The sequence below is a fragment of the Flavobacterium sp. NRK F7 genome, from assembly GCF_024054195.1.
In the GTDB taxonomy this organism is placed as follows: domain Bacteria; phylum Bacteroidota; class Bacteroidia; order Flavobacteriales; family Flavobacteriaceae; genus Flavobacterium.
This window is the reverse complement of the sequence record NZ_JAMXLB010000001.1, coordinates 294202-307959: the sequence shown is the minus strand read 5'-3', so window position 1 is coordinate 307959 and position 13758 is coordinate 294202. Positions and strand designations below refer to the sequence as shown.

Annotated in this window: 12 protein-coding genes; all 12 read left to right on the top strand. The window is 31.6% G+C overall.

Features of this window, described 5'->3' with window-relative positions:
• Positions 1-7: 7 nt before the first annotated feature.
• The 12 genes from NHF47_RS01240 to NHF47_RS01185 all read left to right on the top strand — a co-directional run bounded on the left by NHF47_RS01240 (position 8) and on the right by NHF47_RS01185 (position 13746).
• Positions 8-718 carry a LytTR family DNA-binding domain-containing protein gene (locus tag NHF47_RS01240; RefSeq protein WP_252763215.1) on the top strand — a complete coding sequence of 237 codons (711 nt, stop codon included), beginning with the start codon at positions 8-10 and terminating at the stop codon, positions 716-718.
• Positions 719-1126: 408 nt separating this feature from the next.
• Positions 1127-1429: an STAS domain-containing protein gene (locus tag NHF47_RS01235; protein ID WP_252763214.1), complete on the top strand. Its 303-nt coding sequence runs from the start codon at positions 1127-1129 to the stop codon at positions 1427-1429.
• A gap of 21 nt (positions 1430-1450) precedes the next feature.
• On the top strand, positions 1451-1753 hold the full coding sequence (locus tag NHF47_RS01230; RefSeq protein WP_252763213.1) for an STAS domain-containing protein: 303 nt from the start codon (positions 1451-1453) through the stop codon (positions 1751-1753).
• A gap of 284 nt (positions 1754-2037) precedes the next feature.
• On the top strand, positions 2038-4410 hold the full coding sequence (locus NHF47_RS01225; RefSeq protein WP_252763212.1) for an AAA family ATPase: 2373 nt from the start codon (positions 2038-2040) through the stop codon (positions 4408-4410).
• 5 nt (positions 4411-4415) lie between these two features.
• Positions 4416-5798, top strand: coding sequence for a lipopolysaccharide biosynthesis protein (locus NHF47_RS01220; RefSeq protein ID WP_252763211.1), 1383 nt, complete (start codon positions 4416-4418; stop codon positions 5796-5798).
• Between the two features lie 20 nt (positions 5799-5818).
• A complete protein-coding gene (locus tag NHF47_RS01215) occupies positions 5819-7279 on the top strand; it encodes an O-antigen ligase (protein WP_252763210.1) in 1461 nt (486 codons plus the stop codon).
• A gap of 73 nt (positions 7280-7352) precedes the next feature.
• A complete protein-coding gene (locus NHF47_RS01210; protein ID WP_252763209.1) occupies positions 7353-8342 on the top strand; it encodes a phosphoribosyltransferase family protein in 990 nt (329 codons plus the stop codon).
• 10 nt (positions 8343-8352) lie between these two features.
• Positions 8353-9555 (top strand): glycosyltransferase family 2 protein, encoded by a 1203-nt coding sequence (locus tag NHF47_RS01205; protein WP_252763208.1) that lies wholly within the window; start codon positions 8353-8355, stop codon positions 9553-9555.
• A 6-nt stretch (positions 9556-9561) separates the two neighbouring features.
• Positions 9562-10737 carry a glycosyltransferase family 1 protein gene (locus tag NHF47_RS01200; RefSeq protein WP_252763207.1) on the top strand — a complete coding sequence of 392 codons (1176 nt, stop codon included), beginning with the start codon at positions 9562-9564 and terminating at the stop codon, positions 10735-10737.
• Positions 10721-11935, top strand: coding sequence for a glycosyltransferase (locus NHF47_RS01195; protein WP_252763206.1), 1215 nt, complete (start codon positions 10721-10723; stop codon positions 11933-11935). The genes NHF47_RS01200 and NHF47_RS01195 overlap by 17 nt, the downstream gene beginning before the upstream one ends.
• Entirely contained in the window at positions 11926-12540 is a 615-nt protein-coding gene (locus tag NHF47_RS01190) for an acyltransferase (RefSeq protein ID WP_252763205.1), read from the top strand. The genes NHF47_RS01195 and NHF47_RS01190 overlap by 10 nt, the downstream gene beginning before the upstream one ends.
• A gap of 12 nt (positions 12541-12552) precedes the next feature.
• Positions 12553-13746, top strand: coding sequence for a glycosyltransferase family 2 protein (locus NHF47_RS01185; protein ID WP_252763204.1), 1194 nt, complete (start codon positions 12553-12555; stop codon positions 13744-13746).
• Positions 13747-13758: the final 12 nt, after the last annotated feature.

The following is a 13758-nucleotide window of genomic DNA, read 5'->3' as shown; positions in this document are numbered from 1 at the left end:
AACAAACATGAATTGTATTATTATTGATGACGAAGAAATGGCTAGAGCAATCATTGCACAAATGATTGATAATCAAAGCGATTTAAACTTGCTAGAAAGTTTTTCAAACGCAATTCAAGCCATAAAATTTTTGAATCAGAATGAAGTTGATCTCATTTTTCTAGACATACACATGCCTGATTTTACGGGGTTTGATTTTATACAAACCTTAAAAAATCCTCCCAAAATTATTTTAGTAACTTCAGATAAAAATTTTGCCATTGAAGCTTTTGAATACGATTGTATCGTTGATTACTTGGTAAAACCAATTACAGAAGATCGCTTCCAAAAAGCCATACAAAAAGCGACTTCTACGGTAGTATCAACTTCTGCTAAGAGCAACAAACAGTCACCTTTGGAAGATACAACCAAAGAATTTTATGTTAATATTGATAGAAGATTGATTAAAATTGAATTCGAATCTGTTAAGGTCGTTGAAGCAAAAGGCGATTACATTCATATAAAAACCGATACTAAAAACTATATAGTACATTCTACGCTAAAAAAGATTGAAGATAAATTACCCAATCATTTATTTTTAAAAGTGCATCGCTCTTTTATCATTAATACCAATAAAATAATTGATATTGAAGATAATAGTGTGCTTATTGGGAAAGAAGTCGTTCCGGTTAGTCGTGCGAATAGGCCCGAGTTAATGAAGCGATTGAACTTATTATAAACATTCGTCTACACTTTTCTGCCATTCATCGATGCTTAAGTAGCTTTTATCTATTTGATTTAAAGGTTGTTATTTTTGTGTTTAGATTTGGATTATAATTAAATGTTAATATAAAGATAACATTTTACTAAATAAAGACATCAAGTAAGTCGGAATATGGATTAAATGATGTTATTAACCGAGAAAAAGCCGAAGGAATTCCTTCGGCTTTTTTAATGGTTATACTAAAAATAGTAAAATTAAAAGCCAATCGTGTAAATTAAAAACGTTGTTTATTTACTATTTTTCTTTCTATCATGCCTTTTAATCTGTTGGTCTATACAAATTCGCAAGTAATCGAAAAGAACAGAAAATCAATTCCATCTATTTGATATTTGTACTATTATTAACTCATAAAGGAAAAGAAATATGGCACTACACATTACAAATAATCAAGGGATTTTTGAGATTAATGGCATGTTGAATGCTACTAATACGGGTTTGATAAGTAACTATTTTGAAACCATTATCGATAAAGAAAAAATGATTACCATATCATTAGATAAAGTTAAAGATATTGATAAAGTAGCCGTAAAATGCTTAGGCACACTTTATAAAAAAGCCATTGTAAAAAATAAAGTTTTTTACATCATTGGTTCTGAAAATAAGAAAGTAAGAGATCAATTCAAAGAGCAAAAAATGTTCTATGTTTTACGCAGAGATGTTTTTTAATATAAATTAAAATATACGATTATGGCACTACAAATTACACAAAACGCAGGTGTTTTAGAAATAAAAGGAGATTTAACTGCTCAAAACACCAATTCACTAAAAAATTATTTTGACGCATTATTTGTTCGTTCTAGTTTTATAATGATATCGCTTAATGAAGTGAATGATATGGATAAAGCTTGTTTTAATTTATTAATGGATTTTTATCAAAAAGCAGTAGAAAAGAATAAAGTATTCTATATTATTAATGAATGCAATGTAAAGGTTGCGCATTGGTTTCAATCTGAAAAAAAAGATTTTCTTTTACAAAGCAGAGCTGCCTGATAGCAGTAGAAAAAATACATAGGTTCCTATTTCATGTAAAAACAAGAAGTAGGAACCTTTTTCTTTATAGAAAATATACTACTCGTTTCAATTTTAATTTCAAATTGAATTGAAAAACAGTCAAACAATAGTAAAGAATCATTCAACTACACTTACGTTCAATTCGTCGAAATATACAAGTAAAAGCAAGCTATAGCAACTACTTTTGGTGTATGTTAATTCCTTGATTAAAAGAGGGGTATGCTTAGAAAAAGAAAAAATATTAACGAGTAAATAGTTGTAAGATGAAACTTATAGAATTTATAAAACTAATTTTAAAACACAAAGTACTACTTTTTGTGGCTCCCGTTTTAGCAGGATTATTAGCTGTTGTTTTAACGCACAATCCTAAACATACCTATTCTTCTAAAACCAAATTATATACGGGTTTAGCTTCAGGATCTTCAATAGATATGGATAAGTCCTTCAATTATTTTGCAACGAATATTGCTTTTGATAATTTAATTAATATTATCAATTCTAGAGAGACACAAGAAGAGGTTGCTATTCGCTTATTAAGCCAACACCTACTTTTAGAAAAACCAAACAGTAAGTTTATTGCAAAGGAAACTTGGGAAGAAATTAAACAAGATATCCCAAATGAAATTTACGATTATCTTGTAAAATCAGATTCTAGTGTAAAGATTGGAAAGTCTCTTTCTTTAGATGAAAAAATTGTCAATACGATTCCCGAATCAGTAGATAGTAGTGCTTATGAAGAAACCGTTGCTAATTTAATGCGTTTGATGAAGCAAGACAATACCAATTTTGTGTATGCCTTGTTAAATTTTGAGCATCCTTACTATTCGTTAGAAGCGCTCTCAAAAGTAAAAGCGGTCCGCATTTCTACTAGTGATTTAATAGAACTTAGTTATGAAACCGATGATCCAGGTGTTTGTCAACAAACTTTAGCCATATTCAATCAAGTTTGTATCAAGAAGTACAAAAACCTTAAAGAAAATGGTTCGGATGCTGTGATAAAATATTTTGAAGCACAATTAAGTCAATCTGAAAATAAGTTAAAAAACATTGAAGCGCTTCTTTTACAATTCAATCAAGAGAATAGCATCATCAATTATTATGAGCAAAGTAAAGCTGTTGCCAATGTAAAAGAAGAAATGGATGTAGAATATAGTAAAAAAAGAGCAGAGCTGGCAGGATATGAGGCTTCAGCAAAAAAATTAGAGCAAAAATTAGAAATTCAGGAATTGGTACAAGATAAAAGCAATACCATATTGGATAATAAAAAACGCTTGGGACAATTGAATTATGAAATCGCTATGCGAGAGGCAAAATCGTCTGACTCTTTGTCTTCTAAAGAAATAAAGAAATTGAAAGAGCAAGCCAATACACTTCAAGACGAAATAAAATCAAGTGTGTCCAAATTATATTCGTATCAAAATTCAGTAGAGGGTGTGCCCACTTTAAAGATTTTACCAGAATGGGTAGATAAAGTAGTTGAAGCTGAGAATATAAAAGCCAAACTAGAAGTGATGGATCAACGAAATGCAGCCTTTCAGAAGCAATATGCCAAGTATGCTCCAGCGGGTGCAAACCTAAAAAAGATTGAAAGACAAATCAATGTGGCTGAACAAGAATATTTAGAAATTTTGCATGGCCTTAATTTGGCGAAGTTAAAATTTCAAGACACGCAATTATCGAGTAATCTTAAAGCAGTTGATCCACCCTATTTTCCTTTAAAACCAATGCCTTCTAAGCGTAAAATTGTAATTATTGCTATTGTTTTTTTAATTTTTGTATTGTTGTTAGCAAGCATCTTGGTAATGGAATTTTTTGATAATACGCTTAAAAATATTAAGATTAGTGAAGAAAAACTTAAAATTCCGACTTTAGGAATGTTGGCCAAAGTATTTGTAACCAATGGTCAAATGGACTTAATTGGAATTCAAAATCGCTTGATGGATTTAATTATTCAAAATTTGAATCACGCGCTGAAGAGTACTCCTGAAATAAAAAAGCCGAAAGTCATTACTATTCTTAGTACCCAAAAAGATGAGGGTAAAACGGTTATAGCTACGAATATTGCAAAAAAACTTAAAAATGCAGGAAAATCGGTTTTAGTACTCAATCACTCTAATGTATTTAAGGAGGAAATCATTAGTAAAAAAAATCCACTAGTAAATGTATTAGGATATCAAGATCCAAGAATAGATTATGAACATCCTTTCTTAGAATCACCTTCTGATAGTTTGTTAGATTCAGAATATAAAATCTACGAAATTGATACTAACTTTTACAATGCAAAGAACTACAAAGACCTTACAATACAACAAGGAAATGATTTGCAATTGGAATACGACTATGTAATTATAGAGTTACCTAATGTTTTGGATACCAACTATCCTTCGGACTTATTAGTTGCAACGGACTTAGTAGTATTGGTTTGTAGATCTAATAGATTATGGGTTAAGGCAGACGAAAACCTTTTGCAAAACATTAAAGAGTTGGTTGTTAATAAGCTACAGTTTATTGTTAATGGAGTGGCGTTGGACGAAGTTGAAGCCGTATTGGGTGAACTGCCTAAAAGACGCTCCATTTTTCGTAAAAGAATTAAGAATATGCTCCGTTTTCAGGTTCATTCAAAAAATCATATATAGAAATCATGTTTGCTTTTATTTTAAAAATAGTTAAAGAAGACAATTTTTTGTCTTTAATGGGTAATCTAATCCTTGCAGGTTTAGGATTTGCAGGCTTTGCTTTGTTAGCTAGGAGTTTAGATACCGCACATTTTGCACAGTGGGTTATTTTTATTTCTGGAGGATCTTTAGTAGAAATGTTGCGTTTTGGTATTACAAATAATGCATTGGTTCGTTTTTTATCTGGTGCTTCAAAAGAATACAGTGAGCAATTAATTGGGTCGAATGTTCGAATTAGTTTTATTGTGACCTTTTGGATGACATTACTCCTTTTTGTAATTTATCTTTTATTTAAAGCGACTATTTCTAATTCAATGTATGCACTTTTTTTTACTTGGTATCCTATATTGGCTTTTGTGAATCTTCCTTGGAATAATGCGATGGTTATTTTGCAAGCAAAAAGAAATTACGATAAGATGCTTTGGATTAAAGCATTGAATAGCGGTCTTTTCTTTGTTTTTTTAGTGCTAAATAAATGGATTATTAAAGGTTCTCTTTTAGATATAATATTAGTTTTAATAGGTGTTAACCTCTTAACTTCTTTATTATGTATGTATAAAGGTTGGGACGGAATAGGACTGTTTAAGAAAGCTACTAAAGCCACTAATAAAGTACTATTAAACTTTGGCAAATACAGCACGTTTACTTTAATAGGAACGAATTTACTTCGCAATGCCGATTTACTTATTATCAGTATAAGCCCTTTGGGAAGTGCTGCTGTAGCTATGTTTAGTATTCCTTTAAAATTAACAGAGTTGCAGCAAATTCCTTTGCGAAGTTTTGCGGCTACTGCTTTTCCAAAAATGTCCAAAGCAAGTTTAGAAAAAAAACAAAGTGAGTTGAAAGCATTATTTTATACCTATTCAGGAGCATTAACTTATTTCTTCTTTTTGTTATCCTTAATCACTTTTGTGTTTGCAGAATATTTTATCCTACTGGTTTCAGGAAATCAATATTTAGAAGGTAATGCAACTTCTTTTAATATGATTACATTGGTACGAATTTTTTCAGTTTATGGTATTTTATTGCCTATCGATCGAATGACAGGTATAGGTTTAGATAGTATTAATAAACCGAATATTAATGCTCTTAAAGTTGTTTTTATGTTGGTAACCAATGTAATTGGAGATCTAATCGCTGTTTTTGTTTTTCAATCTTTAGAATGGGTTGCACTCTCAACATTAGCTTTTACTACTGTAGGTATATTTTTAGGAGCGTATTTCATGAGTAAAGAATTTAATTTTTCATTTCTTGAAATTTTTAAAAGCGGAAACCGATTTTACTTATCTTTATGGAAACAGCTAACTTCGTTAAATAACACTCGTAAACTAATAAAAAATCAAGTGTAAACGGCTTTAATTCAAATTGTATGCATCCCTTTGAAAAACCATCTGGTTCCAATCGTTTAGCAAATGCTTATTCGCTATTCTTCATTTTGGTACTTACTTTTGTAATAAGTATGCTGTTGGTCAAAACTGGGATAATCGGTTTTGTAGGTTGTATCGGTTTGATTATTACTGTAGGTATTGTCTATGCTATTTTCAACAATCCAAAGTTGGGAATCCTCTTACTGATTATTTTAGGTTTTTTTGTAACAGGTTTGGCCAGGTATGTCCCTTTAGCTTGGGGGTTAACCATTGATGGTTTGTTAATTTTAATCTATGTTGCTTTATTTTTTAAAGGATTTGCTTACAAAATTCCTTGGCATAAAGCGAAATCACCACTTACTTTAGTAGTTAGTGTTTGGATGGGCTATATTTTGCTTGAAATAGGAAATCCAGAAGCGCAAAGTAAGGAAGCGTGGTTTTATGCCATGAGAGGGGTAGCTTTATACCAATGGTTATCCATTCCTTTGCTTTTTGTTTTGTTTAATAAAGAAAAAGATTTGAATACATTTTTTATTATTTGGGGAATTTTATCTGTTTTAGGTACTTTAAAAGGATTTCAACAATTTGCTTTTGGCGTCGATCCATTTGAAAAAAGATGGTTAGACCAAGGAGGAGCAGAAACCCATATTCTTTTTGGTAAATTAAGAGTCTTCTCTTTTTATTCTGATGCAGGTCAATTTGGTGCTTCTCAAGGTCATGCTGGTGTTGTATTTGGTATTTTGGCTTTGTTTAAAAAAGACAATTTTAAATTAAAAGCTTTTTTCATTTTTGTGGCTTTAGCAGGGTTTTTTGGAATGCTTATTTCAGGAACTCGTGGAGCAATTGCAGTTCCAGCTTTAGGAGGAATTATGTTATTAATTTTAAAAAAGAATTTAAAAGTGCTTATCCTTGGAGCTATTTTAGGAATTGGAGTTTATATCTTTTTTGCGCATACTACTATTGGTCAAGGAAATGCTGAAATAAGGAGAATGCGAACCGCATTTGATCCAAATGAGCCCTCTTTAATGGTTCGGTTGGAAAACCAAAAAAAATTAAAAGGATATTTAGCGAGTAGACCATTTGGAGGTGGCGTTGGCGCAACTGGAAATTGGGGGCAACGTTTTACTCCACATACTTTTTTAGCAAATACGGCTACCGATAGTTGGTATGTAATGATTTGGGCAGATACGGGTCAAGTAGGTTTAACGTATTATTTGCTGATGCTTTTCTTTATTTTGGGAACTGGAGCTTATCATGTAATGTATAAATTAAAAGACGAATGGTTAAAAGCTCAAATTGCGGCTTTAACCTGTGGAATGGCGGGAATTATGATGGCTTCTTATGGGAATGGTGTTTTTGGACAAATGCCAACTGGGATTCTCATGTATGTGGGAATGGTTTTCATGTTCATCTCACCAAAGATTGACCATTGGAAACAAAAAACAACCATTCAACTACACTAAACTTCTATCCGTCGAAATATCAAGATATACCTGATTTTGTAACTGTAAGTTTGTACTATAAAAATATAGTATTATGAATTACAGAAGTTTAAATGATCTAAATAGTACGATTTTAAAACAATTGCACTTAATTCCTAGAGATATAGATCTTATCGTTGGTGTTCCTAGAAGTGGTATGTTACCAGCCAATTTATTAGCTCTATATTTGAATTTACCTTACACCGATATTCACTCTTTTATGAATGGATATATTTATCAATCTGGTGCAAGAAGACAGTTTATTACCGAGAAAGAGTATAAGAAAATCTTAGTGGTAGATGATAGTATTGCTTCAGGATCTGCCTTAAAAGAATGCAAAAGAGATTTAGCAGATTTTGAAACGAGGTTCGATATTCAATATTGTGTCATCTATTATACTCCAGAAAAAGGGAGATTAGCCGATTATGCGTTTGAAGCTGTGGCTACACCTAGATATTTTCAATGGAATATTTTTAATCATACTTCTTTGGAAAAGGCTTGTTTTGATATCGATGGTGTACTATGTGTGGATCCATCGGATGAACAAAATGACGACGGACCTTTATATCGAGATTTCTTGTTGAATGCAGTTCCATTGTATATTCCAAAATGTAAAATCGGGACAATAGTTACTTCTAGATTAGAAAAATACCGATCTGAAACGGAAGCTTGGTTGCAAAAGAATGGTATTCGTTATGATAAATTAGTAATGCTCGATTTGCCAGATATGAAAGCCAGACAAAAGGCAAACAATCATGCGCAACACAAAGCGAAAGAGTTTGAATCAAAACCTTACACGTTGTTTATAGAGAGTAATTTGTCTCAAGCTGTTGAGATTAATAAAATTACTAAGAAACCTGTTTTTTGCACGGAAAACTTTGAAATGGTTTATAACTCAGAATCATTGGTGTACAACATCAAAAGCGGAAAGTATTTTCCTTTTTTACGTCGTTTAGCATTAAAGATGAGGTCTCTTTTGATAAAACAAAAAAACATTCGTGTTACTAAAAGAATGGCCACCTTTTCTAAAACGTATAATTTATAATACAAAAAATATGGAACTACTTGAATTCTTTTTAAAAGTTCTTGCCTACATTATCTACACGTATTTTACTGCGTCGACAATATATGTTTTAGTGTTTGCAATTGCTGGATTTGGTTACAAAAAAAATAGAAATAATTCTGCTCGTAATAAAAGTAGCATTGCTGTTTTTATTCCAGCTTACAAAGAAGACGCAGTAATTGTTGAGGTTGCCAAAGAAGCTTTAAAACAGCAATATGAAGTTGGAAAATTTGATGTGGTTGTTATAGCAGATTCTTTAAAAGAGACTACAATACTAGCCTTAAAAGCATTACCAATTATCTTAATCGAAGTTTCATTCAAAGAGAGTACCAAAGCAAAAGCTTTAAATCAAGCCTTGTCAGAGTTGCAAAAAAAATATGATTATGCTTTGATACTGGATGCTGATAATGTAATGGAACCGAATTTTATGAATAAAATAAACAATGCTTTTCAGAAAGGATATCAAGTAGTACAAGGTCATAGAAAGGCTAAAAACAGGAATACTTCTTTTGCCATTTTAGATGGTGCAAGCGAAGAAATAAACAATCATTTATTCAGAAAAGGACATCGTGCTTTAGGACTTTCTTCGGGTTTAATAGGTTCTGGAATGGGGTTTAATTATCCCTTATTTAAATCCATCATGAAAGAGGTTAATGCTATTGGTGGATTTGATAAAGAATTAGAGTTTCAATTTGCAAAAAGAGGAATTGTTGTAGAGTATCTAAATGACGCCATAGTTTTAGATGAAAAAATTCAAAAGGCAAATGATTTTGCTGTTCAAAGAAGAAGATGGTTGTCAACTCAATTTATTTATTTGAAAAAATATTTTGTTACTGGATGCAAGGAACTTCTAAGAAATGGGAATATGAATTTTTTCGATAAAGTTTTACAAATGATTATTCCACCAAGAGTACTTCTTTTAGGAATTACTTTGTTGATAGCCTTGGGATATGGATTGGCTGTAGTTGCATTTGATTTTTCAGCACAAATGATGTTTCAAAAATGGATTTTGAACTTATTTCTTATAGGCTTGGCTTATCTTTTAGCGTTACCAAAATCTTTTTATCAATTCACGACTTTAAAAGCATTGCTTTCATTGCCCAATGCCTTTTTTAAAATGCTACTCTTGCTTTTTAAATTGAAAGGTGCCAATAAAAAATTTATTCACACTACACATGGTATAACTCAAAATTAGAGGATTATGAGAATAGGTATAGAAGCGCAAAGATTATTTCGTACACATAAGCATGGTATGGATAGGGTGGCATTTGAATTAATTCAAAATCTTCAAGTAATAGATAAAGTAAATGAGTACTTTATTTTTGTAAAACCCGATAAAGATAAATCCGTAATTCAGGAGACATCCAATTTTAAAATTGTTGAAATTCCAGGAAATTTATATCCATGGTGGGAGCAGTTTAAATTACCCAAAGTCGCCAAGTCGTTACAGTGTGATGTACTTCATTGTACTAGTAATACAGCCCCTTATTCTAAAAATATTCCATTGATTACGACACTTCACGATATCATCTATATGGAAGGAAATCTGATGAAATTATTAACTAGTAAAGCTTCATTATATCAAAAAATAGGAAATTTATATAGAAGATGTATTGTACATAGGGTAGTAAAAAACAGCAAAAAACTCATTACAGTTTCCAATTTTGAAAAAGAGAATATTACCAAGTTTTTTCAACTAGAAAATCACACAATTGAAACGGTTTACAATGGTGTAAATGAAAAGTTTAAAATGAATTTGGAAACGGAGTATTTAAAAAAATGTAAAACCGTTCACCAATTACCTGATAATTATGTACTTCATATTGCAAATAAAGACCCTAGAAAAAATACCTTAAGAGTTTTAGTTGCCTTTCAAAAATTCCTAAATCAATCCAAACTACCTTATAAATTAGTAATGTTAGGTTGCAAAGAAGAAGATTTAACTCTAAGCTTAAAAGAAATTAATGCTTTAAAACTTCGAGAGCATATTGTTTTGTTAGGCTATGTTTCAGATAATGATTTGCCAGCAATCTATTATTTTGCCGAACTCTTTTTATTTCCATCCTTGCGCGAAGGTTTTGGAATCCCAATTATAGAAGCCATGGCTTGTGGTATACCTGTAATTACCTCAAATACTTCTTCTATGCCTGAAGTAGCAGGTAATGCGGCTCATCTAGTTAATCCACTTAATACTGATGAAATTTGTGAAGGTATGATGAAAATAATTTTGGATGAAAATTACAAAGGACTCTTAATTCAAAAAGGAATGTTACAAAGTAAAAAATTCTCTTGGGAAAAAATGGCTTGGCAAGTTTTGGAACAATACAAACAATTGTATAACGAAATAAATACTGAAAGTTATGATAAAAGGAAATGACATTGTTATAGTAGGTATTCAACCTTGGGATATCGAAATAGGAAGTAACTGCAAAAACATTGCTTTGGAATTCGCAAAAGAGAATAGAGTTTTATATGTAAATCCTCCTATGGATCGCATTACTAGAATGAAACTAAGAAAAGAGAGAAGAATTCAAAAGCGCATTCAAATTGCAAAAGGAGAAGTGGTTGATATTGAGCAAATAACAGAGAACTTATGGAATGTATATCCAAAAACCGTTATCGAGTCAATCAATTGGATAGGTTCTCATAGCATTTTTAAAATTTTGAATAAGCGTAATGCCAAGTTGTTTTCAAATGATATTTTTTCCGCTGTATCTCGATTGGGTTTTTCAAATTTTATATTATTCAACGATAGTTCCATGTTTTTAGGACTTCATTTGAAAGAATTACTTCAGCCAAAAGTCTATGTGTATTATATGCGAGATTATTTAGTGAAAGTGCCTTATTGGCAAAAACACGGTGAAAGAATAGAGCCTGAAGTTGTGAAAAAAGCGGATGTGCTAACAACCAATTCTGATTTTTTTGCAGCATTTGGGCAACAATTCAACAAACATAGTTATATGGTAGGTCAAGGTTGTGATGTATCACAGTTTAGCGAAGAAGAAAATGCGATTGAAATACCAGAAGATCTAAAACAAATTGCAGGTACTAAAATAGGTTATGTAGGTTCGTTAACTACGTTACGATTGGATTTGAAGTTGTTAGAATATGTAGCGAAACAAAAAAAAGATTGGAATATTGTATTGGTGGGACCCGAAGATCAAGATTTTAAAAACTCCAGTTTGCATCACCTTCCAAACGTTCACTTTTTAGGAAGTAAACCAAGTTCCGAATTACCAGGTTATGTAAAAGGGTTTGATGTGGCTATTAACCCTCAATTAATCAACAATATTACGATTGGTAACTATCCTAGAAAGATTGATGAATATTTAGCCATGGGTAAACCAATTGTAGCTACTAAAACAGAAGCAATGATGATGTTTAATGACTTTGTTTTACTAGCGTCTACACATCAAGAATATCTGATTCAGATTGAAAGAGCTTTATGGAATAATGATGATGAAATTGCGAAAAAAAGAATCGCTTTTGCCAAAAGTCATACTTGGAAAAATAATGTAGATGCAATATATAACGCAATAACTACAGCCACTAAAAACAAAATACAATGGGACTAAAAGAGAAAATAAAAGGAAATGAGAAACTAAAAAAATTAGTTCATTGGTCTATTTTGATTCCAAATCAAACCCGACCAAGATTGTGGATCAAGTATTTGGTGAATCCTTTTTATCATAAAAAAGGAAAGGGAGCTTGTATAAGAAGAAGAACACGTTTGGATGTGGTGCCATGGAACAGGTTTGAATTAGGAGAAGATTCTACTATTGAAGATTTCTCAGCAATTAATAATGGCGTTGGTCCTGTAATTATTGGAAATCAAACTAAAATTGGGTTGAGTAATACCATAATTGGCCCAGTAACCATTGGTAATAATATTCGGTTCGCCCAAAATATTACTTTGTCAGGATTGAATCACAATTATCAAGATACGAGTCTGCCTATTCATGAACAAGGGGTTTCAACGGCACCAATTGTAGTGGAAGACAATAGTTGGATTGGAGCTAATGTGGTCGTGGTTGCAGGAGTTACCATAGGAAAACACTGCATTGTAGCGGCTGGTAGTGTGGTCACAAAAGATGTACCGCCTTATTCTGTTGCGGTTGGTAACCCAGCTCGAATCGTAAAACAGTTTAATTTTCAAACTAATAGTTGGGAAAAAATTTAAAAAAATAAGATTATGGAACTTTTAAAACTATTTTTTTGGGTATTGTTATTCATCATAAGTTATACGTATGTGGGATATGGAATTGTACTATTTGCTATTATTAAAATAAAAAGGTTTCTTAAAATAGGAGGGCCAAAAAAAATAAACTATCGTTATGAACCTGAAGTAACCTTATTTATAACCGCTTACAATGAAAAAGCATATGTGAGTGAAAAAATGAAAAATACTTTAGAATTAGATTATCCTAAAGATAAATTAAAAATAGTATGGGTAACGGATGGGTCAAATGATGGTACTCCAAAAATGGTAAATGCTTATGATAATGTAAAATTGTATCACTCTGATGAAAGAAAGGGTAAAATTGGAGCCATGAATAGAGGTATGCAATTTGTAGAAACACCTTTAGTTGTATTTAGTGATGCCAATACTATGTTAGGAAAAGACTCCATAAGACGTATGGTTAATTTATTTAGCGATAAAAATGTGGGTTGTGTTTCTGGAGAAAAAAGAATTTATAATCATAAAGAAGATACTGCATCTGGTGCTGGAGAAGGATTGTATTGGAAATATGAATCTACATTAAAAAAATGGGATGCCGAACTGTATTCGGTTGTAGGTGCAGCAGGTGAATTATTTGCTATTAGAACGGATTTATATGAAACAATGGAGGAAGATACGCTGTTAGACGATTTTATTATTTCTTTACGAGTAGCGCAAAAAGGATACACCATTCAATATGATCCAGAAGCTTTTGCTATAGAAACAGCTTCCGCGAATGTGAAAGAAGAGCTGAAACGTAAAATAAGAATTTCAGCTGGAGGTATTCAATCGGTTGTACGCTTAAAAAGCTTATTGAATGTTTTTAAATATGGCACACTATCATTTCAATATATTTCTCATCGTGTCCTACGGTGGACATTGGCTCCAATTTGTTTACTGCTTTTAATTCCAGTTTCTTTTATTTTGGGACAACAAGAAGGTTTTTTGTTCAGCAAACTATATGCAGCTTTATTTTGGTTACAATTTGGGTTTTATGTAGCAGCTTTAATAGGTTGGTTTTTAGAAAATAAATCTTTGAGAATCAAAGTTTTATTCATTCCGTATTATTTTTTTATTATGAATCTTTCTGTAATCCTTGGTTTTTTCCGATTCCTAAATAACAATCAGTCTGTAAACTGGGAAAGAGCTAAAAGAGCCCATGTATAGTGCTTTATATGA